We start from the raw sequence: 24,294 nt of genomic DNA, 5'->3' as shown, positions 1-24,294 counted from the left end.
CTGGGTCGGCAGCTTGGAAAAATACTGGGTTACGACAGTGCAGCTTTGACGGTCTCTGCTACCATCCGTACTGATTCCTCAGGCATTTCTGGATACACGGGCAGTGACATGCAGCGGCTGGCGACATCTTCCGCAACAGGCAGGCTGATGCCGGAACAGCCGGCCGCAAAGACTTCCTGCCTGTGGAGCGGAATGGGATAATAGACAGCAGAGGCAATTTTCTTTTCAGCCAAGAGTGCCATGGCCGTGTCACGACGGTCGGTCAGAAGCGTGTATTGATGATAGACATGCACACCTTTGCCATCTTCAAATGGAACGGTCGCTACATCCTTGAGCAACTCCGAATAAAGATGCGCAACCCGGCGGCGGCCGGTATTGAATTCATCGATGCGCTTGAGCTTGACTCGCAGAATAGCGGCCTGAATGTCATCAAGGCGGCTGTTGTAGCCGATGATATGATGATGATAGCGAATGCGGCTGCCGTGATTGCGCAGTACCTTGATCTGATCCGCAAGCTCTGCCGAGGCACAGGTAACAAGTCCGCCATCTCCGTAGCAACCCAGATTCTTGCTGGGGAAGAAACTGAAACAGCCCAAACTGCCGATGGTTCCGGTCTGTTGCTCGCCTGTGGATGCACCGAATGATTGGGCGCAATCTTCGATCAACAGTAGCTTGTGGTTTTCGCAAATCGTCTTGATGGAAGTCATGTCCGCCGGTTGACCAAAGAGGTGCACCGGAATGATGGCCTTTGTGCGGGGGGTAATCGCCGCTTCGATTAGGGATGGATCGATGTTGAATGTTGCGGGGTCAATGTCAACAAATACTGGAGTCGCACCAGCATAGCAGATTGCCTCGGCTGTGGCGATGAAGGTAAAAGGTGAGGTGATTACTTCATCCCCGGGTCCAATTCCGGCCGCCAGAATGGCCAGATGCAATGCATCTGTGCCGGAGGCGCAGGAAACTGCGTGGGATGCACCAAGGTAGGCGGCGCTTTCCTGTTCAAAGGCTGTAACATTGGGTCCGAGAATGAACTGGCTGCTTTCAATAGCATCCAGCACAGCGCAATCTATCTCTTCTTTCAGGTTATGATACTGGGTCTTCAGGTCAACCATGGGAATCATTTAAAACCTCCAGGTTAAGGTTCAGATTAAGGTTGAGGTTGAGGTGTGGCAAAGGTTTTTACTCAACCTTAATCTCAACCTCAACCTGTTTTTCTACTTTCTTCCCAGGGCGCGGTTAATCTTGAGTGCCGTTTCAAGGGCCATTCTGCCGTCATGACCGCTTACCTGGGGAGGAGTCCCTTGCCTAATTGACATGAGGAAAGATTCAATTTCGCTGCGCAGCGCATCTGCCTCTTCCAACTGCCGTTCATCGACCTTCACGTTGGGCACCCCGGGGAAAATCTCACCATCCCCCTTTTGGGCTACCAGCACTTTGCGGTTCTGGAAGTCAAGGGTGATATAGGCATTGCGCTGAAAGATGCGCATCTTGCGCTCGCTTTTGAGGCTGATGCGGCTGGCGGTAACATTGGCTACACAACCGTTTTTAAAGACGATCCTGGCATTGGCAATGTCCTCTTCACCGGTAAAAACCGGTGCCCCAATTGCTTCGATGCGCTCTACCGGAGATCGGACAATGTGCTGGATGATGTCGATATCGTGGATCATCAGGTCAAGTACAACATTCACATCGGTGCCGCGTGGTTTGAAGGGGGCGATGCGAACGGATTCAATGAATAAGGGCTCCTGCAGCACGCCATCAAGTGCAACCAGAACGGGGTTGAAGCGTTCCAGATGTCCCACCTGAAATACAGCTCTGTTCTGTTCTGCAAGTGCAATCAGTTCATCCGCCTCTGCTATGGTGACGGTGATCGGCTTTTCAATCAGGACGTGCACTCCGGCGGAAAGAAAATCCCGTGCAACGGTATGGTGATATTGAGTGGGAACAACGACGCTGACAGCGTCCACTTTGCCTATCAGCTCACGATGATCGTTGAAGGCTCGTGTACCGAGAGCGGTTGCGATCTCTTCGGCGCGTTTGGGGTCATTGTCAACCACCCCAACCAGTTCTACATCCGCAATGGCGGCATACTTCTGGGCATGAAAATTCCCCAGGTAACCGACCCCTATGACAGCAGTGCGTAGGGCGCTCATCCGCGACAGATCCCTCTTTGGGAACGTTCAATAAATGCCAGCAGGTTATCGACCTCGGCACAGCCGGTGATTTCGCCGCGGATGCGGGCAATTGCCTCCGGTAGTTTCAAGCCAGCCATGAACAAGGTTTTATAGGCCTTTTTGAGGCTGTTGATAGCTTCATCGGAAAACCCTCGTCTTTTGAGCCCAATCAGATTGAGGCCGCGAAGCTTTGCATCCCGTTTCCCTGAGGTGGCGATCATGTAAGGAGGTATGTCGAGACCGATCAGCGTACCGCCGCCGATCATTGAGTAGGCGCCGATAGTGGAAAATTGATGCACCGCCACCAATCCTCCCAGAATGACGTTGTCTTCAACGGTGACATGGCCGGCAAGGGTTGCTGAATTGGCCATAACCACTCCGTTACCTACAACGCAGTCGTGAGCAACGTGGGAGTAGGACATCATCAGGTTGTTGTTACCGACAATGGTTTCGCGATGGCCGGTGACCGTCCCGCGGTGGATGGTGGCAAATTCACGGATCGTGTTGTTGTCGCCGATCCGGGTCCACGTCTCTTCCCCTCGATATTTCAGGTCCTGGGGAGGAGCGCCGACAGATGTGTGATGATAAATCTGGTTATTCGAGCCGATTTCGGTCCAGTCACCGATAACCGCATGTGAACCTATTTTTGTGCCGGAACCGATAGTGACTTGCCGGCCGATAATTGCGTAAGGTCCGACTTCCACATCAGCAGCAATGTGTGCGCTTTCATCGATTATTGCGCTGGGATGTATCATGGGTTCTCCCTGGGATACTGCGGTAAAAGTATATTGTTTCGAAAACAAGCAGTAGTGAAAGCAAATGATTCTCTACTTTGGTGCCCGTGGTGCTGAAGATCTGCTTCAGGTGGCTTTGTCGGCAAAAGTGGCTTTAAGAGCTGCTTCCGTGACCAGTACATCTCCCACGTACGCCTTGCCGTTAACGCCCCAGATGCCTCGACGGTTGAAGGTCGTCTCGATCTCGATACGCAACTGATCACCCGGAAAAACAGGTTTTCTGAATTTGGCGTTATCGATGGACATGAAATAGCTGACCTTCTTTTTGGTAGCTTCATCGGAGGCGACATACGCCATGATGCCTGCTACCTGGGCCATGGCTTCCACAATAAGGACGCCTGGCATAACCGGATGCCCGGGGAAATGCCCCTGAAAAAACGGCTCGTTTATGGATACGTTTTTGATGCCGACACAGTGCTTCCCCGGCTCAAGTTCAACAATTCGATCCACCATCAGAAAAGGGTAGCGGTGGGGCAGGATCTTCATGATTTCATTGATATCCAATTGCATGGGAAACCTTTCTTTATTTTATTTCTGAACCAGCTGGGATTCCAGTTCGGCAATCCGCTTTTCCAGTGCAGTAATGCTTTTACGAAATTCTGGCAGTCTCGGAATCACTGCCATTGATTTGAGCCATTCCTTATGCGGAATGGCTGGCGTGCCGCTATAGCCGGCATTGGCAGGCAGAGATCCTGCTATACCGGATTGAGCACCGACCATGACATTGTCACCGATGGCGAGATGGCCAGCCACACCAACCTGGCCTGCCAACGTGACATGGTTGCCGATTTTGGTGCTGCCGGAAATGCCAACTTGCGAAACAATCATGCAGTCTTCGCCGATCTGGCAGTTATGGGCGACCTGGACCAGGTTGTCCAGTTTGGTTCCCCGCCTGATGTGAGTTGTTTCCAAGGCGGCTCGATCGATGCAGGTATTGGCGCCAATTTCAACGTCATCTTCCAGCACAACGATCCCTATTTGTGGAATCGGATAGTATCCGCGTCCATCCGGTGCATAACCAAACCCGTCGCTGCCGATTACTGCGCCTGGCTGAATGACGCAGCGCTTTCCGATGCGGCAGCGTTCACGGATTACTGCATTGGCATGGACAACCGTTTCACTGCCGATGGTAACCCCGGCATAGATGACAGCGCCAGGGTGGACGATGCATCTGTCGCCAAGCGTCACTCCGCTACCAATGACAGCTCCGGGATGAACGGTAATGTCTGCACCCACCGAAACATCAGTGCCAATGGATGCGCCCGGCATAATTCCTAAAGGTGCAGGTTTTTGTACATAGAAAAGGGTCAGGAGCTTGGCAAAGGCGAGATAGGGGTTGGCAACTTCAATTACATTGCGGCCATAACTTTCGCTTCCAGGAGCCATCAACACGGCTCCTGCACCGGTGGTGCTGACCTTGACAGCATATTTGGGATTGGCCAGAAAGGTGACTTTGTCGGGTCCGGCCGCTTCCAGGGGAGCCAAACCATTAACCAGAAGGGTTTCATCCCCTCGGACTACTCCATCAAGATATTCAGCCAATTCCTTAAGCGTTCTTGGTTCAGTCATGTGTGCGCCTATTTTTTCCGGTTCGCATTGAAAAGCTTCAGGACTTCATCGGTCAAATCGGCTTTCTCATCAACAAACAACATACTTTCGTTTTTGACAAAGATAAAGGTGTAGCCGTTTTTTCTGCCATATTCCTGAATAACTTTTTCCATTGCCTCGAGAATCTTGCGGGTGAACTCCTCGTCCTTACCCTGGAGTTCGTCCTGAGCATCTTTGGTGAAGCGCTGAAATTCTTTAAGCTTTTGTTGGTAATCCTTTTCTTTGGCAGCACGGGCCGATTCGGAAAGCAGCATACCCTGTTTCTCGAGCTCATCCTTTAGTCGCTTCAGATCCTCCTGGCGGGTGTTGATCTCGTCCTGGTATTTTTTGAGACGGGTTGCCAGTTGTTCTTTGGCTTCCTTGCCGGACTCCGATGTGTTGATTGCCCGCTGCATGTCGATATAGCCGATTTTTGTGTCAGCCGCAAATGAGGTGCCGGCTGCAATACAACTTGCTACAAGTACTGCCAGAACTAATCGTTTCATTTGACTTCTCCTTATATGTTGTAATTCTAGAACATGCTGCCGATTGAAAATTCAAACCTTCCGTTTTTGCTGTCTATTTCGCTACGAGGGTTAACCGGAAATCCGTACTCAAGGCGCAATGGTCCGATTGGAGAGGACCAGCGGATGCCGGCGCCATAGCTCATAAGTATGGTGGGCAACTTTCCGCTGAATGCGTTTCCGTAATCAAAGAAAAGCACTCCTTTAACACCCACATCAGAAAGCAGAGGGAAGGTTACTTCCGTGTTTCCGAATGCCTCGGTTTCGCCGCCAAGGTAAACCCGCTCCGATCCCTGGTTTCCTCTGATATCTGAAGGCTGGTTATCCTTAACGGGGGAAACGGTCCGTGCCTTGTAACCGCGCAGTGAAAAAATGCCTCCCAGGTAAAATTTTTCATCGATCGGGATCGTAGCGCCGACTTCCTGAATGTGCCCCAGGGTTAGTTTTGTAGAGAAGATAAGCTTCTTGTAAATAGGATGAAACCAGGTGTGGTCGGTTATGTAGCGGGCATACTTGTTGTTCCCGCCAATCCCGGCATATTCAAGTGACAGAGCATTAATCATGCCTGTGGTCGGATCAAGTCGGTAATCGGTTGTGTTGCGGCTGATGCTGCCGAAAATCGAACTGGTTGTTGTGGTACCCAATGGATAGTTTTGGGTATCCAGGTCATGTAATGACTGATATGCAGCAACAGGATTATAAATATCCTTGATTTCGTACTTGTACATGAAAAATGTACCGACAAAGTCGTTAATCGGATATCCGGCTTTTATGTCGCCGCCTGTCAGTCTGCGACTGTAGTCGAGATAGTCGCGTTCAGAGCGATAGACATCAGCGCCCAAGTTCCATTTTGTATCAAGAAAATAAGGATCAGTCAGGCCTACAGAATAGGTTTGGGATTTGCCGCCAATTGAGCCGGAGATATTGGCCTTGAGCCCCAAACCAAGGAAATTGGCCTGTTGGACCGATCCCTGTCCGATGAATCCATCCAGTGAGCTATATCCGCCGCCGATGCTGAAGGTACCAGTTGGTTTTTCTTTTACATCAACAGACACATTGAGCTTGTTGGCAGCACTTCCCCTGCCTGTAGCAATGTTGGCTTCTTCGAAGAAACCCAGGTTCATCAGGTTTTGTTTGCTTCGCTTCATGCCGGTGGCGCTGAATAGTTCTCCCTCGCTGACGCGCATTTCCCGGCGGATAACCTTGTCGCGAGTTTTGGGATTTCCTGCCACTGATATGCGTTCGATATAGACAAGGTCACCTTTTTCCATATCAAATGTCAGGTCGATAATCTTTTTTTCCTGCTCTGTCCTGGTGAGAGGATTGACATTGGCAAAAGCATAACCCTTGTCAGCATAGACATCGGTCAGTGTCGATATGTCGGTTCGCAGAGTAGCTCGACTGAAGACCTGTCCCTGCTCCGCTTTCAATTTTTTACGCAGTTCCGAGGCTGGTTCAAGCAGTTCACCCTTGAAGTTGATGTCGCCAATCCGATATTGATCACCCTCGGTGATGCTTATAAAAACATCCAGCGCATCCTTGCTGTCGGTCAATTTGACCACCGGCTCACCAACCTTGATGTTGATATAGCCATTGTTCAGGTATTGGTCGGCAATGATCATGGCATCGTTCTTCAGTACCTCATCTTTATAGGTGCCGGCATTGGTCAACCATGAAAGAAACCACTTTTCTTTGGTTTCCATTGCTCCACGCAGCTTACGCTCGCTAAAGGCACGATTTCCATCGAAGTGAATTGCCTTGATAAGAACTTTCTTGCCTTCCTTGATTTTGAAAGTGACCGACATGTCAGTGGGAGTACGTCGGCTGACAATCGGATCGATTTCAGCCAGATAGTATCCGTCGTCTCCATACAGTTTTTTTATCTTTGCAACACTCTTGTTCAGGTCTTTGGGAGAAAATGTCGAGTTCTGCCGGAATTCAAGTGCTTCCTTGAGCTTGTCTGTTGCCAGTTCCTTATTGCCTTCGAATCTGATTTCACGCACCACCGGCTTCTCAAGGACGGTATAGACAAGAACCATTCCCTTGTCGGCTTCCTCTGTAGAAACCTGTACGTCCTGGAAATGCCCCAGCTTGTAAATCGCACGTACATCTTCATCAGTCTTGTCGCTGTAGAGCGTGTCGCCGCTTTTCAGTTTGATGGCGTTCAGAATGGCTGCCGCTTCAATGCGCCGGTTGCCCTTGACAATGATGTTCGAAATCTTTTCACCTTCGGCATGCGCGGTACTGGCTAAAGCAAGTGGCACTGCCAAGGAAACTAAAATTTTGTTGAATGCTATGGGCACGAATCCCCCGTATGCTGCACTGGAAGCTTTTTATTGAGATACAGTTGTCTGTTGAAGCTGTTCCAATCGGCCGTCAACCAGCCGAATTGTTTTCTCCATGGCAGCGGCCAGACGTTCATTATGAGTAACGACAATTAAGGTAAGGTTTCGGCTGTCTTGCAGACTGCTCAACAGTCCGTGGACTTCATCACTGGTTTTCATATCGAGATTGCCAGTGGGTTCATCTGCTAAAAGCAGTTGCGGTGACAGCACCAATGCCCTGGCAATTGCAACTCGTTGCTGTTCACCGCCGGATAACTCCCCGGGACGATGGTTCAGACGGTGTGCCAGTCCTACATCCCTGAGCAATGCTTCCGCAGTTGCAGAAGCCTCGGAGCGGGTTTTTTTGGCAATTAATGCCGGCATCATTACGTTTTCCAGCGCTGTGAATTCAGGCAGCAGATGGTGAAACTGAAAAACGAAGCCGATGCGTTTGTTGCGAAAAAAAGCCAGCTCACGATCACTTTTGGCAAAGATATTCTCTTCCTCAAAAAGTACAGTACCTGCTGTGGGACGATCCAATGCACCCAGAAGTTGCAGCAATGTGCTTTTGCCAGCGCCTGAAGCGCCTACCAGCGCGGTGGTGGTTCCTGCCTTGATGTCCAGGCTGAGATTTTTCAGTACCTCCACTCGATTAGGGCCATTCACATAGGTTTTGCTGAGATCCTGAACCTTGAGAATGCTACTCATAGCGTAGCGCCTCGGCCGGCAGCATTCTGGAAGCTTGCCAGGCCGGATAAAGCGTGGCCAGAAAAGAGATCAGCACGGCGGTAACAGATATCAAGGCAACGTCCGAAGGTACCACCAGCGAAGGGAAACGATCCAGATAATAGATGTCCTTGCTGAAAAAGTTCTGGCCGGTGATCTTCTGGATGATGTTGATAATTGGTTCCAGGTTGAGGGCGATCAGCAATCCTGACACGACACCCAGCACAGTTCCGATGATGCCGATGATCAATCCTTCCAGTACGAAAATTTTCATGATGCTGGTGCCGGTGGCACCCATGGATTTCAGGATTGCAATGTCGCGAGTTTTTTCCATGACTACCATGAAAAGGGTGGAGGCAATCCCGAAAGCTGCCACAAGCACTATCAATGTCAAAATGATGAACATGACCACTTTTTCTGTTTTCAAGGCAAAAAGGATGTTGCGGTTCATCTGCATCCAGTCACGAGCATAGTAACCAGTGCCCAGGGATCGGTTGATGTTGCTCACCATTTCGCCGGTGTTATATACATCCTGTACTTTGAGTTGGATTCCGGTAACTGAATCGTCGAGATCAAAGAAGGATTGTGCCTGATTCAGACTGATATAGGCCAAAGTTGAATCGTATTCGAACATGCCAGTGTTGAAGATGCCTGCTATTCGAAATGGCTTCATTTTCGGCATCATCCCGAGAGGTGTAATATTTCCCATTGGCGAGATAACGTTGACCTTATCTCCCACAAAAAGGTTCAGGTGCTTTGCCAGTTCCTTACCGACCAGGAGGCCGGGTGCTGCGTTCGGACCGTCAGAGATTTTCGGATCAAGGGCATCTATGTTTCCGTCAACAACGGACTTGCTTAACTTTGTAACCAAGCGGTCCGAAGGCACGTCAATGCCACGCAGTACAACTCCGGAAACATTTTTTCCGGACGATAGCATAACCTGGTTGTAAATAAAAGGCGTGGCCGCAGTAACGCCTTTCATTGCCTTGAGCTTGTTCATGATCTGGTGGTAGTCATCCATCGGGGCGCCACTTCGAACCACTACTATATGCGCATTCGTCCCCAGAATCTTTTCCTTCAGATCCTCTTCAAACCCGGTCATTACAGCCAGGACTACAATCAGCGCCATTACGCCAAGCATCACGCCCAAGGTGGATATAAAGGTAATAATGGAAATAAAGGTTGATTTGCGCTTGGCTTTAAGATAGCGCAGGCCTATGAAGAGCTCGAACGGCATGGGGAGTCGGGAATGGGGAGACTGGGGACTTGGGACCGGAAGGCTTTTGCCTGTTCCTCGTCCCTGGTTCCTGGCCCCTGATTCCTATTTTTCCTTTCTTAATTGCGGAAAGAGGATTACGTCGCGGATGGAGGCTGAGTCGGTCAGCAGCATCACTAGCCGATCAATGCCGATACCTTCACCGGCAGTGGGAGGCATGCCATATTCCAGCGCACGGACATAGTCTTCGTCCATGTAATGTGCCTCTTCGTCCCCTTTATCCTTTTCCGCCACCTGCGAAAGAAAACGCTCCTTCTGGTCAATAGGGTCATTAAGTTCGGAGAAGGCATTGGCAATTTCACGGCCGCCGATGATCAGCTCAAAGCGGTCTACGATGTCGGGGTTGTTGTCATTTCTACGGGACAGAGGTGAGACCTCGGTGGGATAGGCGGTGATGAAAGTCGGCTGAATCAGTTTGTGCTCAGCGACTTCTTCAAAAATTTCCATCAGCAGCTTACCATGCCCAATGTCAGCAGGCAGGTCAAGACCGATGCTCTGGGCGTAGGCTAAAGCAAGGTCACGGTCATCCAGTTGTCTGGCTTCAATGTCCCCATACTCCAGAATTGCTTCACGGACTGTCAGCCGCTTCCAGGGGCGTTCAAAGCTGATATCAAGGCCCTGATTGGTAAAGTTAAGAGTACCAAGGACCTCCTGGGCGACATGGCAGAAAAGTTCCTCGGTGAAATCCATCAGGTCTTCATAGGTGGCGTAAGCTTGATAGAATTCCATCATTGTGAATTCGGGGTTATGGCGAACAGAGATTCCTTCATTGCGGAAGTTACGATTGATTTCGAAGACTCGCTCCATGCCACCGACAACCAGACGTTTCAGGTACAACTCAGGAGCAATGCGCAGGTAAAGCTCCATGTCCAGTGCATTGTGATGGGTGACGAATGGCCGTGCCGTGGCGCCACCAGGTATCTGATGCATCATGGGAGTTTCGACTTCAAGAAAATCCCGGCTGGTCATGAAGGCGCGGATCAGATTGACAATTCGTGATCGCTTGAAAAAAATCTCACGAGCCTCAGGATTTACAATCAGATCAACATAGCGTTGCCGATAGCGGGTCTCCACATCGGTCAGCCCATGAAACTTTTCGGGAAGTGGAAGCAGCGACTTCACCAACAAGCGGATAGAACGGGCATGCAGGGATAGCTCGCCGGTTTTTGTGCGAAATGGATACCCCTCCGCGCCGACAATGTCTCCGATGTCAAAGGATTCAAAAGCGGCAAAGGCTTCTTCGCCGATCTGTTCCTTCTTTACGTACAGTTGCAAGCGTCCTTTGCGGTCTTGGAGCTGGACAAAAGCTGCCTTGCCAAAGGAGCGTCGAGCCAGAATTCGGCCAGACACCACAAAATTTTCCTGTGCACCGTCAAATTCCTGGATATTGCCGTAGGCGGTGATAATGTCTGCGGAGGTGTGCAGTGGTTTGAAATCATTGGGATAGGGGTTGATTCCTGCTTCCCAGAGAGAATCGACCTTGCGTCTCCTCTGGAGGAGCAATTCGCTGAGTTCTTCCATAGTATTGGTTCAACCTTTCACAACTGAAAATGCAGTTTAAAGAACGCATAAAAATATCGACAACACTCCGGTACGTCAAGAAAAAAGGGGGTGTCGGTATGGGCATCTGTTTTGAAATAAAACTATTCGATTCTTCTGATGGTGTTGTTTCCGCTGTCCGCCACATACAGACTTAGGCCGTCCGTAGTTATGCCGACGGGGTTGGTAAAACGGGCACTGGTTCCAGATGCATCAACAGAATTGGGAAAGGTGGAACTTATACCACCCGCTATGGTCGTGACCTTTCCCGTGGCAATTTCAACTTTACGGATGGCACTCCAGTATTGGGGGTTGGGTAAGCTCGTGTCGTTATAGTCAGTCACATAAAGATAGGTGCCATCTGTGGTGATTCCATTTGGGTGAAAGAAGGTAGCTGTAGTGGATGGTCCGTCATCCATGCCATGTCTACCCGTTATGCCCGCCAGAGTTGTAACTTTGCCGGTAGCAATAACAATTCGGCGTATAGTGGCGTTGTTGAAGTCAGCGACAAACAGGGAGGTGCCGTCAGTGGTCAGATTTGCCGGTTGATTGAACCGAGCAGCTGACTGTATGCCATCGTCTGAGCCTGCTTTGCCAGGTGTTCCTGCAAGGGTGGTAACGGCTCCGCTCGTTATATCGACCGTGCGGATGGTGTCGTCTGAGTCGCTGACGTAAAGATATTTTCCATCGGTGGTGATGCCGTTGATCTGGTTGAAACGTGCAGCGGTGCCGACCGCATCCAATGATCCTGCTGTGCCCGCAGTGCCGGCGAGAACTGTAACTGCGTTGGTGACAAGATCAATTTTTTTAATCACGAAATTGCCTGAATCGGCAATATAGAGGTTGGTAGATTCCATGGTAATGGCGGCCGGTTGATTGAAGCCAGTAGCTATTGTGGAGGCATCTTTATCGGGAGTTGGGGCCCCTGTTGTGGAAATTTTACGTATCACGTTATTATTGTAGTCAGCAACGTACAGATCTGTTCCGTTGGTGGTGATGCTGATCGGATGATTGAATTTGGCTGCAAGTCTTGCCGTGGAGTTGTTGGTGAAACCAATCGTGCTGCCGGCGAAGGTGTTTACTGTCGCGGTTGTCGTGGCTAATGGCAGCGGTGTCGGTTTCTGGAAAGCGCCACCCATTTGACTGGGCAGTGAAATATTCGTCAGGGGTATGGGAAGTGCATAATTGGTGGTGGCGTTTGTTGAGGAGGAGCCTCCACAGCCGGCAAAGCATCCCGTTAAAAGCATCATGGTAAAAATCTGGAAAAAGCGGTTCATCGACTGACTCCTGCTGGTTATGGGTGTGCCTGCATTAAGACAAAATTGATGCGTGCTTCAGGTTGTTTCCGTTTCCTTTTTCTTGCGCCTTGGACGGGGTGCCGGTTTCTTTTTTATCTCTGCTTCAGGCTCCGCTGGGGGAGGCTCTATTGCCGGAGCAGGTTCCTCCGTCTTCTTTTTTGGCGCCCTGCGCCGGGATTTTTGGGGTGCAGGAGCTTCCGGCGCTTGAGGCTCCGGTGTTGTTGCAACCGTTTCAGTGGCAGGTGATTCCAGTGCGGCCGGTTCAGCCAGAAAGTCTTGCTCAGGTGCGTCTGCTATAGGTTTTTTTCTTGCTCTGGGGGCTCTCGCTCGCTTCGGTTTTTCGGTAGTTGCAGGCAGGATTGCTTCAGCATGCGGTTCAGGTACGATTCCTGGTGCTGGCTCAACCACATGAGTTTCCAGTTGTTCTCCGGCAGATGTTTCCTGCAATGTTGCGGCCGCTTCTTCATGTGCCTTGGGTTTCCTGCTTCGCCGCCGCTTACGCTTTTTGGGCTTGGCTGCACCTTCAGCTTCAGGATGTTCATCGGTTGCGGGTTCATGTGCAGCCGGTGCAGGTTCCTGTGTTTCTGTTTCGGGAGCGATACCCTCTTCGGTGGTCGGCTCGGTAACAGTCGCTTCCACCTGTTGTTCGGTCGCCGCACCAGTCTCGCCGGCCGGTTTTTTCTTTTTGCGGCGGCGCTTGCGCTTTTTGCCGCCTTCTGCGGGTGTGGCATCTTGGGCGGTCTGCAGTTCTTCGTTACTCACCAGCACGGCTTCATCCTTTAGGATCGCCACAGTACTTTTTGCAGGAACAGGCTCAGGTAAAGGAATTTCATCATGGTGGTGTTTCTCGCGCTTGATGACTTCGAGCTCAAGCTGGTTGAGCAGGAATGAGGTCTTGCCTTTTACAGTAACTTCAATTTCGTAGTCCTTCTCGATCTGGATCAGTTCCCGCTTCTTGCGGTTGAGCAGGTAATAGGCCACTTCCAGCGGCAGACCACCTTGCACTTCGGCAACGGTACCTTTTGCTGCAGCGCCATGCACTTTGCGTAAAAATGAAAGAGCCATGGCTTCCACTGATTTTACCTTGCCGCGTCCTTCACAATGAGGGCACGCCAGATGGATCGCATCGTTCAGTGTTTTTGCAATGCGCTGGCGAGACATCTCGAGAATGCCGAATTCGGATATGCGTCCGAGGTTAACACGGGCCTTGTCCATTTTAAGGGCCTGCTTGAGGGTCTTCTCAACATCATGATTGTGTTTGCGGTCGCGCATGTCGATGAAGTCAATCACGATCAGACCGCCCAGGTCGCGCAGGCGGAGCTGGCGGGCTACCTCTTCGGCTGCCTCCATATTGGTCCTGAAAGCGGTGTCTTCAACACCTTTTTCACCGCTGGTCTTGCCGGAGTTTACATCGATACTGACCAGGGCTTCGGTCGGTTCGATAATCAGGGAGCCTCCTGAAGGAAGCGGCACGCGCTTCTCGTAGATCTGGTCGATCTGTTCCTCAAGCTGGAACCGGGAGAAAATCGGCCGTTTTTCCTTGTGCAGCTTGACCAGCTTTTCCCGCTTCGGCATGTTCTCGCGAAAGAAAGACTTAGCTTCAGTATAGGCCTCTTTGCTGTCCACCAGCACTTCATCGATATCATCTGAGAAATAGTCGCGGATAAAGCGGATGATCAAGCCGCTGTCGCGGTAGACTTCGCCGGAACCCTTGATCTCTGCAGCGGTCTGCTTGATGCCGTTGTACATGTTTATGAGGTTGTCCAGATCCCGCTGCAGTTCTTCCGGTGTGCGTCCTACGGCCTCGGTGCGGATGATATAGCCGATCCCTTCGGGAATGTTCATGCCGGACATGATTTCCTTAAGCTGCTTGCGCACCCCTTCCTGCTCCACTTTGCGGGAAATGCCGCTCGAGTCGCTGCCCGGCATGATCACCATGTAGCGCCCCGGAAGGGAGAGATAGGTCGTCAGTGCAGAACCCTTGTTGTCACGCTCGTCTTTTTCAACCTGCACCAGCAGTTCCTGTCCGCGTCGCAATACTTCCTGGATGCGGGGACGTCGCTTACGCTGGTCTTCCGGGATGTCTTCCCGCCACTGCCAGAAATCCGGGTGTAATTCCCCTATCTGCAGGAAACCCGGCTTGGCTCGTCCGATATCCACAAAGGCGGCTTGCAGCCCCGGTTCAACCCGCAGCACTACTCCTTTATAGATGTTTCCCTTGGTCTGTTCCTTGCCGGTGATTTCAATGTTGAGTTCCATCAGGCGGCCGTCATGCACGATGGCCACTCGGGCCTCTTCGGGGTGCATGACGTTGATCAGCATTTTTTTGCTAACGGTGGTTGTGGTCATGGGGGTGTAGAACCTTTCGCTTAAGACAATTCTGGTGCCGCTATCCCCGCAGTATTTCTGAGGGCGCGCATGTTTTTGTATGAAACGGCCGGTGGGCCGAATAAGTCTCTTTAGAAAATGTTAAATTATATATATTTTCCTGCTGAAAGCAAGGAAAAGGAAAATGTCGAACAGGCGAAGAAGTCGGATCTATTCTTCTTCTGCCGATCAGAGTTGCAGTTCTGCAGGAAACATACTTGTGCTACCCATCCTGGGCAGTGATGCTGCCGCCTCAGGTGAAGCCCGAGCCGGCGGTGCAGGCGTAGCAGTGATCTCCAACCGGAACGGCAGTGCCGCAGGCAGGCAGTTGCTTCAGCTCTGAAATATGTATTCTTCGCTCGCCGTGATGCAGTCCGGCGGCCAGATTGAAATCACAGTCATACAGGAAACCATTCCAGTCCACAGAGATCTGTGAGCGGCACATCAGACCGGCCACGGTGCAGGAATTGAAGCTGCCGCTCAGTTTCTTGAGATAACTATCCAAATTGCCGGACTGCTCCAGCCAGGCGCGGAAACGTCCCAGCGGGACGTTGGCAAAAGTATAAAGATTGGTGAACACGATGCCATGGCGCCGTTGCAGATCCTGACGGTAGCGGCGCTCGGTCTGGGCCTGCCCTGCCGGCAAAAAGGCTCCAGCGGGGTTGGAGATAAGATCAAGTTGCAGACCGCTTCCCTCCACGCCGTAGCCGATCCGGTTCAGCTCTTTCAGCATGCTCAGGCTGGTGGCCCACACTCCACTGCCGCGCTGGGATTCAGTCTGCGATGCATTGGTGGCCGGGAGGGATGCGGAGATGATGACTTTGTGGTGACGGTACAACTCCGGCAGCAGTTTCGACTCCGGGCGTGCCAGGCTCACCAGATTTGTGCGCACGATCAGGTGTGGGGCGAGGGGAGCCAGGCTCTCTATCATATGCGGCAGAAACGGCAGCAGTTCAGGCGCACCCCCGGTAATGTCGATTGTGTTGAAAGGGAGGCGACGGGCGCACTGAATGACTGCTGAAACAGTCTCCTCATCCATCATTTCTGTACGTGCCGGTCCTGCCTCCAGGTGGCAGTGGCGGCAGGCGAGGTCACAGGCCAACCCGATATTAACCTGCAGGGCGGTTGTCTCCGCGCGCGTGAGCTGCAGATTGTGGCGTTCCAGTTCTTTTTTGAAATCACACGTGTTCATATGCACAGCCGCAGTATCTAGAGGGACAGTTTCTCAGCAATTTTGCGCATTTGTATGCCATGTACAAGCGATGCTCCACCGCGAATGGCGGTGACCACATGCAAGGCTTCGGTCATTTCCTCCAGATTGGAGCCCTTTTCGAGGCAGGCGGTGGTGTAGGAGTCGATGCAGTAGGGGCACTGGACCGCGTGAGCAACAGCCAGGGCGATCAGTGCCTTTTCCCGTTCAGTCAGGGCCCCCTCTGCGAACACTGCACCATAGTAATCGAAGAACTTGCCAGCCAGTTCAGGGGCATCCTTGCCGATATCACCGAAGCTGGCCAGGTCTGCCTTGTTGTAATAGGTTTCCATTCAGGTGGTTCTCCCTTTTATTTTGGTATAGAGCGCAGGCAACAGGGCGAAAAATCCCAGCAGAGCCAGCGAGCCCAGTACCCGTGGTGAGGCGATGTCTGAAGTCGTAGTGACCGTTGCCAGACTGGCACCGGCGTTGACAAAAACAAAACCGCCGGGAATGATGCCCAGCACTGTGCCGAGCACAAAAGTTGACAGCGGCAGGCGTGTCAAGCCGGCGGCCAGATTGATCAGAAAAAAGGGGAACAGCGGCACCAGTCGCAGGAACAGCAGATAGTTCAGCCCCCGTGCCTCAAGTTCGCTGTTGATCCTTTCCAGCTTATGCCCAAACTTGTTCTGCACCATATCTGCCAGCAGATAGCGGGTTGCCAGAAATGCCAGAGTGGCACCGATGCCGGCAGCGCCTATGGCATAGACTGTCCCGGCGATCGCTCCGAATATGGCACCGGCAGCCAGGGAAAGTATGGTCGCACCCGGCAGTGACAGGGCGGTCTGGATGATATAGATCGCCATGAAACCTGCCACCATGGCAAGAGGGTGAGTCCTGCGGTACTCAAGCAGGGTCTGGTGCCACGCCTTGAGTTCCTGGAGCGTGAGAAAACGCGACAGGTCCAGCCAGAAAAAAAATCCTATTGCTACCCCAGCAATGAGTATGATCAGAAGCTTTTTTCGGTTCAAGGCGTGCGCCCTTTGGTGGCAACGCGCGCCGCGAACTTGTCTTTATTGACTGTGAAACGTTCATGGGTGCCCTTGCCGATGACCTCCACTTCGTCGCGCGCTTCAATCTCCCACACGGTCCGCTTCCCCTCCACCTCCAGGCATCGTACGTGGGCCGTCACCTGCATGCCTGGCGGAGTGGCCGCCTGATGAGTGACGTTGATCATGGTCCCCAGGGTGCATTCGTCGTCATCCAGGTATGGGCGCAATGCTTCCATACAGGCCCACTCCATGAAGCCTACCATAAAAGCGGTGGCAAACACGTGCGGCATGTCCCGGAAGAGGTCAGATTCAGGGTAGACGTGAGGTACGGTTTTTTCAGGTGAAACCTTGAAGCTGAAGGTGTGTTCCAATCCGGGTACGAGTGTTGTCTTCATGGCTATTCCTTTATTTTCGTCGTTGCCACTTCAGCCACCCGGTAAGCAGCCGCTTCAGGAAAGGTGTCAGCCGGGTTCTGTTGTAGGCATCACCCAGTTTTTTGAGAGCTTCCGCCTGGGTCGGGTAGGGGTGGATTGTTTTCGCAATAGCCTTCAGGCCAAGGCCATTGGTGATGGCCAGGGAAAATTCACTGATCATTTCTCCGGCATGTTTCGCCACAATGGTGACACCCAGAATTCTGTCTGATCCGCTTCGCAGATGCACCCGGGCAAATCCCTCCGACTCTCCGTCGATGACTGCACGGTCAACCTCGCTCAATGATACGGTTAAGGTGGTTACTTCATATCCCTGTTTCTGTGCGTTCTGTGCATAAAGCCCTACATGGGCGATTTCCGGATCCGTGTAGGTACACCAGGGAATGGTCAGGGCAGATGTTTTCTGTCTGCCCATGAAAAGCGCATTGGCGATCAGGATGCGCGCCTGGGCATCGGCGGTATGGGTAAACTTGAACTTGGAGCAGATGTCGCCTGCTGCATACACGTGGGGATTCGAGGTCTGCAGGGTGTCATTGACAATAATACCGGCTGAGTCATAGGTGATGCCTGCCGCTTCAAGCCCCAGGCCTTCAGTGTTGGGAGCTCGCCCCACGCCGACCAGTATCTCATCAACAGCGATTTCCTGAAGAGCAGTGCCCTTTTGCATATAAATAATCCGGTCACTGCCGCGGCGTTGTGCTTCTTTGATGCTCACGCCGAGCCGCAGATCGATCCCTTCCTTACGAAGGGTGTCATGCAGTATTTCAGCTGCGTCCCGGTCCTCGCGCTCCAGAATCTGTGCTCCTGACTGCAGCAACGTTACCTGGCTGCCAAAACGTGCAAAGGCCTGTGCCAATTCACAACCAATGGGTCCGGCGCCAATGACTGCCAGCCGTGGAGGCAGTTCTGTCAGCGAGAAGATCGTCTCATTGGTGTGATAGCCCGCTTCGGCAAGTCCCGGAATCGAGGGAGCCGCGGCCCGGGCACCGCTGCAGACAGCCGCTTTTGCGAAGAAAAGTCTGGTGTCGCCGACTTGAATGCAGTCAGGTCCGCAAAACCTGGCTTCACCGATAAAAACATCCACCCCCAGCTCGTCTCGGAATCGCCGTGCAGAATCATGGTGACTGAGGCCGGCCCGGATGCGCCGCATGCGTTCCATGGCAACGGAGAAATCAAAATTTAAATCACTATTGACACCCAGGCCGGCACTGTTGCGAGCATCATGCGCTGCTCGGGCTGCCCTGATAATCCCCTTTGAGGGGACGCAGCCGGCATTGAGGCAGTCTCCTCCCATCAGGTGCCGTTCGATCAGGGCGATTTTGCCACCCAGGCCGGCGGCGCCGGCTGCGCAGACGAGTCCGGCCGTACCCGCACCGATTACTGCAAGATTGTAACGTTCTGTCGGTACGGGATTGACCCAGTCCGCAGGATGCACATTCTCAGCCAGCAGCCTGTTCTCCTCTGTGTCTGGCAGAATATTCATCACCTGGTCAGGAAGTCTTGACGAATTTCATCGCAGCAGAGTTCATACAGTAGCGCAGGCCGGTAGGCCGGGGGCCATCCTCAAAGACATGCCCCAGGTGGGCATCGCAACGACTGCAGACAACTTCGGTGCGATGGGAGAAAAGGCTGTTGTCGGGACGGGTCGCGATGTTTTCTGGCGCGATCGGTTGCCAGAAGCTTGGCCAGCCGGTGCCCGATTCATACTTGTGTTCAGAGCTGTAGAGATCGTTGCCGCAGCAGATACATTGGTAGATCCCTTTCTCATGGTTGTTCCAGGTTGCCCCGCTGTAGGCCCTTTCCGTTCCTTTTTCCCTGGCGACATGGAACTGCTCCGCAGTAAGCTGCTTTCGCCATTCCGCTTCGCTTTTAAAGACCTTATTGCTCATCACATATCCTTTCCGGGTGGCGGAGTAGAGTTTGATCTTCTTCTCCGGTGCTGTTGAGGCTGCGCCGGTCTCTGCGGAAGGAGAGGACGGATTTCCGCCTGAACAGGCAACAGCAGTGGCAACTATCATCAGGATGAGAAGGCGTATGAAAGTGTTCATAATTTCTCCTTCTTATGTTTTTACATATCAAAGGAATGATCCGGTACAGGTAAGGAAGGGCTGTTATACAGGAAGGGAACGTGCGGGTCGCGAGATCTCAACAACCCGCACTATCTGCTAGTTTTCGGTCATGAAATGCTTTTCGTAGAGATCTTCCAGTGCCTGGAGGTGACGGCTTTCTTCCTTGAGGAGCTGTGCAAAAAGCTTCCCCATCGGAGCACCGGAACAGCCATTTGCAACTTTTCCATAAAAATCAACGGCACCTTTTTCCAGATGAATGGCGTAGATTATTGCTTCACGTACACCTGAATTCGGGCCGAGTTCTTCTTTTTTGAGAATGTAGTCGAGGTGCATGGTGGGAATAGTCTGTTCCAGCGATGCATCTCCAGCCATGTTTCCTTCCAGCAGGGCCTTTTCAAGCTGATGTTTGTGGTTCAGCTCGTCAAGTGCGTTTTCGCTTAGAATCTCACGCGCTCCTTTGTTGGTCACCTTGCGGATAGCGGCCAGGTAATTACGGAACCCTTCTTCTTCCATCTGTATGGCCATTTCAACGGCTGCATCGAATGTGTAACAAACCTCATTTTCATTCATGTTATTGTTCCTCCTGTTATAGATGATGAAAAATATATTAAATTATAGATAAAGTTTAGCTTAAAGCAGGTTCTGTTTCAACTGTCGTGGCTGCAGGACGAAAAATGCCCCGCATTCTGCACGGAAGGCGGGGCATTGGTTACTTCGTCCACCGGTAAGTTTTACTGCTCAATTACACGTGCAGATTTGATGAAAACAGGCTCAACCGGAACATCTCCATGACCGTTCTTTGTGCCGGTTTTTACGGCGCGTATCTGATCGACCACTTCCATGCCGTCTGTTACCTGACCGAATACACAGTAGCCGAAGCGGTCAGCCTGTTTACCCTGATGATCCAGGAAAGCATTGTCCACCGTGTTGATGAAAAACTGCGATGTGGCGGAATCGACTATTGCAGTACGGGCCATAGCAAGAGTGCCACGTTTGTTGGAAAGGCCGTTGGTTGCCTCGTTCTTGATGGCGAACTTCGGTTTTTTCTGCTCAAGTTGCTCGTTCATGCCGCCACCCTGGATCATGAAATCCTTGATTACACGGTGAAAGATCAACCCGTCGTAAAAACCTTCTTTGACATAAGTAAGAAAATTTTTGACTGTGATAGGTGCTTTTTCTTTAAAAAGTTCAATGGTGATGTTTCCCATGGATGTTTCCATCAATACCTGCGGGTTCTGCTCGGACATCTGAATCCTCCTTGTATCGTTTGTTTGATCCTTGTTAGATGATTTTCAGAATGCTTTTATCATAATATCCTATTGTTTCAAATCATTTTCCAGCTGTTGCCAAACACATGGTGCTGGAGTAAGGTTTTATCCAGGTAAATAATAAGAGTTATTTGGGAGGGGGCCATGAGAATCTTTAACTGGTGTGCAATTGTTGTGTTGGCTGCCTGCTGTGGAACGGGGGGTGTTTTTGCCGCTGGACAGGATCCAGATGCCCGAGGGGAAAACCAGGTTATGCAGAGTCCGCCTCGTCCTGCCCGGGCAGAAATTGGATCACCAGCGCCTCAGTTTGCTCTGGATGGAGTCATTGGCCTGGAATTCAAGAAAATCAGTCTGACTGATTACCGCGGCAAGTGGCTGGTGTTGTTTTTCTATCCAGGAGATTTTACCTTTGTCTGCCCCACGGAAATTAAAGGTTTTAATGCCGGACTAGGTGAGTTTTCCAAACTCTCAGCAGAAGTAGTGGCTGTATCCGTTGACAGCAAGTTCTCACATCTGGCATGGCTCAAGGGGGGGACGCTGGGGAAAGTTGGATATCCGCTTCTATCTGACTTCAGCAAACAGACGGCCCGCGCTTATGGCGTATTGGATGAGGCCAGTGGTGCTGCCCGTCGAGGATTATTCATCATTGATCCAGCGGGTGTTGTTCAGTACCAGGTGATTCATAATGACAAAGTGGGTCGTAGTGTGGAAGAAACGCTGAGAGTACTTGAAGCGCTGCAAACCGATGAACTTTGCCCACTTAACTGGAAACCGGGAGGCAGCACTATCCGCATGAAAGAGTGAAGCTTCAGTCGCCTGTCGACTCCACCAAACCTTTATGGTTCGTTAATTTATCGACTTTAAGTCTTTGCAGGGTCATTCTTTTTTGCTGGAACCGGCTGTTGTTCTGATATAGCATGCTTCGATTATGAAAGCAGAGATCTGGACAACGCTTAAAATATTGAACTGGACCAGGGAGTACCTTTCATCCAAAGGGGTTGATAATGCCCGTCTGGAAGCCGAATGGTTGCTATGCGCTGCAACCGGACTGGATCGGGTGGGGCTTTACCTCAACTTTGAACGGCCGTTGAACGAGGAGGAGCTTTCAGCCTACCGTGCAATGGTCACCCGGCGAGGTCGACGTGAGCCGCTCCAGCATATTCTGGGAACCCAGGAATTCCATGGCCTGGAATTTGAGGTTTCTCCTGATGTACTTATTCCGCGTCATGATACCGAGACTCTGGTGACAACGGCACTGGCTGCTGTGCCCGATGCGAAAACCGTACTGGATATCGGTACCGGCAGCGGTTGCATTGCTGTTGCCGTTGCCAGACAATTGCCTGCAGCAAAGGTTTCAGCCATTGACATTTCGGAGGCCGCCCTGGCAGTGGCGCGACGCAATGCCGATCTCAACGGAGTTGCCATCGAGTTCCTGCATGGTTCCTTGCTTGCGCCGGTAACTGGCCGCTCTTTTGACCTGATTCTCTCCAATCCTCCCTATATTCCCAGCGCAGATATTGCCAGTCTTGAGCCGGAGGTGAGAAACGGCGACCCTCGTGGCGCCCTGGATGGGGGCGAGGATGGTCTGGACATTTACCGCCTTCTGGTGCCTGCCGCAGCTGACTGTCTTGCTTCAGGCGGATGGCTGCTGGTGGAGGTGGGTGCCGGTCAGGCGCCGGATGTAAAACAGCTGTTTCAAGACACTAACAGTTATGGAGAAACGCTCGTTGTTTCTGATCCTGGAGGCATCGAGCGGGTTGTTGGGGCACAGAAGATTGGCGATTGATTTTATTTTGAAAGGAAGATGTCATGACCGTTGATGAAGTGAACAAGGTGTTATCCGATGCCGATCTTTTAGCAAGCGAAGAGGAGATTGATGCTGCCATTAAGCGTCTGGCCTCGGAAATTACTGCCAGTTTGGGGGACGCCAACCCGATAGCAATGTGTATCATGAACGGCGGATTGATTTTCGCCGGTCAATTACTGACCAGACTGGTGTTTCCAATGCAGGTGGACTATGTACACGCAACCCGTTACGGTCATGAAATCAACGGTGCCAACCTGAACTGGACTGTGCGGCCGCAACTTGAAATAGCCGGCCGGACCGTATTGCTGCTGGATGATATTCTGGATGAGGGTGTAACTTTGGCCGCCATTGCTGATTATTGTTACAAGCAGGGGGCGAGCAAGGTGTTGATGGCTGTTTTGGTTGAGAAGCTGCACCTGCGCAAGGTAACTCCGGGCATGAAAGCTGATTTTTCAGGCATTGAGATTGGTGACCGCTTCCTGTTCGGCTATGGGCTGGATTACAAGGGATACTGGAGAAACGCGCCGGGGATCTACGCGGTGAAGGGGCTGTAGAGTGAAACATTTTTTCGAATTTGAACATTACAAGACATCATACAAGCAGGAGACCCTGGCAGGGATAACCACATTCCTGACCATGGCCTACATCATCATTGTTAATCCGGCCATACTTGAAAATGCAGGTATCCCCAGGGGAGCTTCGGTTACCGCTACGATTCTGGCATCGGTGATCGGTACGGTGATTATGGCTGTCTGGGCACGGCGCCCCTTTGCCATTGCTCCCTATATGAGCGAAAATGCCTTCATCGCTTTTGTCGTGGTCAAGGTGATGGGATACCCCTGGCAGGTTGCCCTGGGTGCGGTGTTCATTGCCGGTGTTCTCTTTACACTGCTGACCGTCTTCAAGGTGCGCAGCTGGATGGCCGAGTCCATCCCCATGTCCCTCAAAGCAAGTTTTGCAGTGGGAATTGGCCTGTTCCTTACCTTCATCGGACTTAACGAAACCGGCCTTGTCGTGCTGGGTGTAGCGGGAGCACCGGTGAGACTTGGCAATCTTTCCCAGCCATCCGTTCTTCTGGCAGTGGCCGGGTTTATGCTGGTGGTAGTCCTGATGGCGTGGAAAGTGCGTGGCGCACTGGTGATAGGCATCATTGCCACCACGATCGGATCTATTCTGCTGGGAATAACCCCGCTGCCGGAACGCTTCGTCAGCCTGCCGCCCCCACTTGCCCCTATTTTTCTCAAGCTGGATATTGCAGGAGCTTTGACCCCTCACTTCTTTCCAATAGTGATGGTGATCTTCATCATGGCATTTCTGGACACCATCGGTACCTTGATCGGTCTTTCCATGAGAGCGGATCTGTTGGATGAGAATGGTAATTTGCCGGAGATTGAACGGCCCATGCTTGCCGACGCCCTGGCCACCATGGCTGCTCCGCTTCTGGGTACCACAACCACCGGCGCCTATATCGAATCTGCAGCCGGCATTGAAGAGGGTGGACGAACCGGTTTTTCGGCACTGGTGGTGGCTGGGCTTTTCGCGCTGTCGCTTTTCTTTGCGCCCCTTTTCACCATCGTGCCACCCCATGCTTACGGCATTGCTCTGATTGTGATCGGGTCCTTCATGATCCGCCCGATATCACAACTGAACTTTGATGATTTTACCGAACTTATTCCCGCATTCCTGACCATAGTACTGATGATATTTACCTACAATATCGGAGTAGGGATGACAGCAGGCATGATTACCTACGTGCTGCTCAAAGTATGTACCGGGCGCTCCAGTGAGGTAAAAGCGGGCATGTGGGTGCTGGCGCTGCTCTCCATATCGTTGTTCGTGTTCATGCCCAAGATGTAGCAGACAAGGCGT

At 51.8% G+C, this 24,294-nt stretch carries 24 protein-coding genes; 4 read left to right on the top strand and 20 right to left on the bottom strand.

What is annotated here, in order from left to right; genetic code table 11:
* Positions 1-29: 29 nt before the first annotated feature.
* The 20 genes from KJB30_RS06150 to KJB30_RS06055 all read right to left on the bottom strand — a co-directional run bounded on the left by KJB30_RS06150 (position 30) and on the right by KJB30_RS06055 (position 20,597).
* Complete coding sequence (locus KJB30_RS06150; RefSeq protein WP_214297061.1) at positions 30-1,121, bottom strand: DegT/DnrJ/EryC1/StrS family aminotransferase; 1,092 nt, start codon at positions 1,119-1,121, stop codon at positions 30-32.
* 93 nt (positions 1,122-1,214) lie between these two features.
* The gene (locus KJB30_RS06145; RefSeq protein ID WP_214297060.1) at positions 1,215-2,153 is read right to left on the bottom strand and encodes a Gfo/Idh/MocA family protein; all 939 of its coding nucleotides are present in this window, start codon (positions 2,151-2,153) and stop codon (positions 1,215-1,217) included.
* Positions 2,150-2,929 (bottom strand): acyl-ACP--UDP-N-acetylglucosamine O-acyltransferase, encoded by a 780-nt coding sequence (gene lpxA / locus KJB30_RS06140; protein ID WP_214297059.1) that lies wholly within the window; start codon positions 2,927-2,929, stop codon positions 2,150-2,152. Before lpxA ends, KJB30_RS06145 begins: the two co-directional genes overlap by 4 nt.
* A gap of 105 nt (positions 2,930-3,034) precedes the next feature.
* Complete coding sequence (gene fabZ / locus KJB30_RS06135; RefSeq protein WP_214297058.1) at positions 3,035-3,478, bottom strand: 3-hydroxyacyl-ACP dehydratase FabZ; 444 nt, start codon at positions 3,476-3,478, stop codon at positions 3,035-3,037.
* An 18-nt stretch (positions 3,479-3,496) separates the two neighbouring features.
* Positions 3,497-4,537, bottom strand: a complete 1,041-nt coding sequence (gene lpxD, locus KJB30_RS06130; protein WP_214297057.1) for a UDP-3-O-(3-hydroxymyristoyl)glucosamine N-acyltransferase — start codon at positions 4,535-4,537, stop codon at positions 3,497-3,499.
* Positions 4,538-4,545: 8 nt separating this feature from the next.
* Positions 4,546-5,061, bottom strand: coding sequence for an OmpH/Skp family outer membrane protein (locus KJB30_RS06125; protein ID WP_214297056.1), 516 nt, complete (start codon positions 5,059-5,061; stop codon positions 4,546-4,548).
* Positions 5,062-5,087: 26 nt separating this feature from the next.
* Entirely contained in the window at positions 5,088-7,382 is a 2,295-nt protein-coding gene (bamA, locus tag KJB30_RS06120; protein WP_214297055.1) for an outer membrane protein assembly factor BamA, read from the bottom strand.
* Between the two features lie 30 nt (positions 7,383-7,412).
* The gene (locus KJB30_RS06115) at positions 7,413-8,111 is read right to left on the bottom strand and encodes an ABC transporter ATP-binding protein (protein ID WP_214297054.1); all 699 of its coding nucleotides are present in this window, start codon (positions 8,109-8,111) and stop codon (positions 7,413-7,415) included.
* The gene (locus KJB30_RS06110; RefSeq protein ID WP_214297053.1) at positions 8,104-9,366 is read right to left on the bottom strand and encodes a lipoprotein-releasing ABC transporter permease subunit; all 1,263 of its coding nucleotides are present in this window, start codon (positions 9,364-9,366) and stop codon (positions 8,104-8,106) included. Before KJB30_RS06110 ends, KJB30_RS06115 begins: the two co-directional genes overlap by 8 nt.
* A gap of 84 nt (positions 9,367-9,450) precedes the next feature.
* On the bottom strand, positions 9,451-10,926 hold the full coding sequence (gene lysS, locus KJB30_RS06105) for a lysine--tRNA ligase (protein ID WP_214297052.1): 1,476 nt from the start codon (positions 10,924-10,926) through the stop codon (positions 9,451-9,453).
* 122 nt (positions 10,927-11,048) lie between these two features.
* The gene (locus KJB30_RS06100) at positions 11,049-12,221 is read right to left on the bottom strand and encodes an NHL repeat-containing protein (protein ID WP_214297051.1); all 1,173 of its coding nucleotides are present in this window, start codon (positions 12,219-12,221) and stop codon (positions 11,049-11,051) included.
* Between the two features lie 57 nt (positions 12,222-12,278).
* Positions 12,279-14,591 carry an Rne/Rng family ribonuclease gene (locus KJB30_RS06095; RefSeq protein WP_246545523.1) on the bottom strand — a complete coding sequence of 771 codons (2,313 nt, stop codon included), beginning with the start codon at positions 14,589-14,591 and terminating at the stop codon, positions 12,279-12,281.
* Positions 14,592-14,862: 271 nt separating this feature from the next.
* Positions 14,863-15,801, bottom strand: coding sequence for an arsenosugar biosynthesis radical SAM (seleno)protein ArsS (gene arsS / locus KJB30_RS06090; protein WP_214297050.1), 939 nt, complete (start codon positions 15,799-15,801; stop codon positions 14,863-14,865).
* Positions 15,802-15,818: 17 nt separating this feature from the next.
* Entirely contained in the window at positions 15,819-16,151 is a 333-nt protein-coding gene (locus tag KJB30_RS06085; RefSeq protein ID WP_214297049.1) for an arsenosugar biosynthesis-associated peroxidase-like protein, read from the bottom strand.
* Positions 16,152-16,829: a TVP38/TMEM64 family protein gene (locus KJB30_RS06080; RefSeq protein ID WP_214297048.1), complete on the bottom strand. Its 678-nt coding sequence runs from the start codon at positions 16,827-16,829 to the stop codon at positions 16,152-16,154.
* Positions 16,826-17,245, bottom strand: a complete 420-nt coding sequence (locus tag KJB30_RS06075; protein ID WP_214297047.1) for a thioesterase family protein — start codon at positions 17,243-17,245, stop codon at positions 16,826-16,828. The genes KJB30_RS06080 and KJB30_RS06075 overlap by 4 nt, the downstream gene beginning before the upstream one ends.
* Before the next feature lie 10 nt (positions 17,246-17,255).
* Positions 17,256-18,764: a mercuric reductase gene (locus tag KJB30_RS06070; protein ID WP_214297046.1), complete on the bottom strand. Its 1,509-nt coding sequence runs from the start codon at positions 18,762-18,764 to the stop codon at positions 17,256-17,258.
* A 7-nt stretch (positions 18,765-18,771) separates the two neighbouring features.
* A complete protein-coding gene (msrB, locus tag KJB30_RS06065) occupies positions 18,772-19,329 on the bottom strand; it encodes a peptide-methionine (R)-S-oxide reductase MsrB (RefSeq protein WP_246545522.1) in 558 nt (185 codons plus the stop codon).
* A 117-nt stretch (positions 19,330-19,446) separates the two neighbouring features.
* Positions 19,447-19,920, bottom strand: coding sequence for a ferritin-like domain-containing protein (locus tag KJB30_RS06060; protein WP_214297045.1), 474 nt, complete (start codon positions 19,918-19,920; stop codon positions 19,447-19,449).
* A 161-nt stretch (positions 19,921-20,081) separates the two neighbouring features.
* Positions 20,082-20,597 carry a peptidylprolyl isomerase gene (locus tag KJB30_RS06055; protein WP_214297044.1) on the bottom strand — a complete coding sequence of 172 codons (516 nt, stop codon included), beginning with the start codon at positions 20,595-20,597 and terminating at the stop codon, positions 20,082-20,084.
* A gap of 273 nt (positions 20,598-20,870) precedes the next feature.
* Here KJB30_RS06055 and KJB30_RS06050 point away from each other — a divergent pair, with 273 nt between their 5' ends.
* From KJB30_RS06050 to KJB30_RS06035, 4 genes are all read left to right on the top strand, one after another.
* Positions 20,871-21,422, top strand: a complete 552-nt coding sequence (locus tag KJB30_RS06050; RefSeq protein WP_214297109.1) for a peroxiredoxin — start codon at positions 20,871-20,873, stop codon at positions 21,420-21,422.
* Between the two features lie 124 nt (positions 21,423-21,546).
* Positions 21,547-22,404 (top strand): peptide chain release factor N(5)-glutamine methyltransferase, encoded by an 858-nt coding sequence (prmC, locus tag KJB30_RS06045; RefSeq protein ID WP_214297043.1) that lies wholly within the window; start codon positions 21,547-21,549, stop codon positions 22,402-22,404.
* Between the two features lie 23 nt (positions 22,405-22,427).
* A complete protein-coding gene (locus tag KJB30_RS06040) occupies positions 22,428-22,979 on the top strand; it encodes a hypoxanthine-guanine phosphoribosyltransferase (RefSeq protein WP_214297042.1) in 552 nt (183 codons plus the stop codon).
* Position 22,980: 1 nt separating this feature from the next.
* On the top strand, positions 22,981-24,282 hold the full coding sequence (locus tag KJB30_RS06035; protein WP_214297041.1) for an NCS2 family permease: 1,302 nt from the start codon (positions 22,981-22,983) through the stop codon (positions 24,280-24,282).
* Positions 24,283-24,294 lie beyond the last annotated feature (12 nt).

The sequence above is a fragment of the Pelotalea chapellei genome, assembly GCF_018531195.1.
Lineage (GTDB): Bacteria > Desulfobacterota > Desulfuromonadia > Geobacterales > Pseudopelobacteraceae > Pelotalea > Pelotalea chapellei.
Note: the sequence above shows the minus strand (reverse complement) of the source record. Positions and strands in the feature narration are given on the sequence as shown.

Bases quoted from the DNA above. Each gene is read 5' to 3' on its own strand.
- KJB30_RS06040 (WP_214297042.1), top strand. From the start codon at position 22,428: ATGACCGTTGATGAAGTGAACAAGGTGTTATCCGATGCCGATCTTTTA.
- KJB30_RS06075 (WP_214297047.1), bottom strand. From the start codon at position 17,245: ATGAAGACAACACTCGTACCCGGATTGGAACACACCTTCAGCTTCAAG.
- KJB30_RS06150 (WP_214297061.1), bottom strand. From the start codon at position 1,121: ATGATTCCCATGGTTGACCTGAAGACCCAGTATCATAACCTGAAAGAA.
- KJB30_RS06100 (WP_214297051.1), bottom strand. From the start codon at position 12,221: ATGAACCGCTTTTTCCAGATTTTTACCATGATGCTTTTAACGGGATGC.
- KJB30_RS06050 (WP_214297109.1), top strand. From the start codon at position 20,871: ATGCAGAGTCCGCCTCGTCCTGCCCGGGCAGAAATTGGATCACCAGCG.
- KJB30_RS06055 (WP_214297044.1), bottom strand. From the start codon at position 20,597: ATGTCCGAGCAGAACCCGCAGGTATTGATGGAAACATCCATGGGAAAC.
- KJB30_RS06145 (WP_214297060.1), bottom strand. From the start codon at position 2,153: ATGAGCGCCCTACGCACTGCTGTCATAGGGGTCGGTTACCTGGGGAAT.
- lpxA (WP_214297059.1), bottom strand. From the start codon at position 2,929: ATGATACATCCCAGCGCAATAATCGATGAAAGCGCACACATTGCTGCT.
- KJB30_RS06085 (WP_214297049.1), bottom strand. From the start codon at position 16,151: ATGGAAACCTATTACAACAAGGCAGACCTGGCCAGCTTCGGTGATATC.
- KJB30_RS06070 (WP_214297046.1), bottom strand. From the start codon at position 18,764: ATGAATATTCTGCCAGACACAGAGGAGAACAGGCTGCTGGCTGAGAAT.
- msrB (WP_246545522.1), bottom strand. From the start codon at position 19,329: ATGAACACTTTCATACGCCTTCTCATCCTGATGATAGTTGCCACTGCT.
- KJB30_RS06115 (WP_214297054.1), bottom strand. From the start codon at position 8,111: ATGAGTAGCATTCTCAAGGTTCAGGATCTCAGCAAAACCTATGTGAAT.
- KJB30_RS06110 (WP_214297053.1), bottom strand. From the start codon at position 9,366: ATGCCGTTCGAGCTCTTCATAGGCCTGCGCTATCTTAAAGCCAAGCGC.
- fabZ (WP_214297058.1), bottom strand. From the start codon at position 3,478: ATGCAATTGGATATCAATGAAATCATGAAGATCCTGCCCCACCGCTAC.
- KJB30_RS06060 (WP_214297045.1), bottom strand. From the start codon at position 19,920: ATGAATGAAAATGAGGTTTGTTACACATTCGATGCAGCCGTTGAAATG.
- KJB30_RS06095 (WP_246545523.1), bottom strand. From the start codon at position 14,591: ATGACCACAACCACCGTTAGCAAAAAAATGCTGATCAACGTCATGCAC.
- KJB30_RS06125 (WP_214297056.1), bottom strand. From the start codon at position 5,061: ATGAAACGATTAGTTCTGGCAGTACTTGTAGCAAGTTGTATTGCAGCC.
- lpxD (WP_214297057.1), bottom strand. From the start codon at position 4,537: ATGACTGAACCAAGAACGCTTAAGGAATTGGCTGAATATCTTGATGGA.
- arsS (WP_214297050.1), bottom strand. From the start codon at position 15,801: ATGAACACGTGTGATTTCAAAAAAGAACTGGAACGCCACAATCTGCAG.
- lysS (WP_214297052.1), bottom strand. From the start codon at position 10,926: ATGGAAGAACTCAGCGAATTGCTCCTCCAGAGGAGACGCAAGGTCGAT.
- prmC (WP_214297043.1), top strand. From the start codon at position 21,547: ATGAAAGCAGAGATCTGGACAACGCTTAAAATATTGAACTGGACCAGG.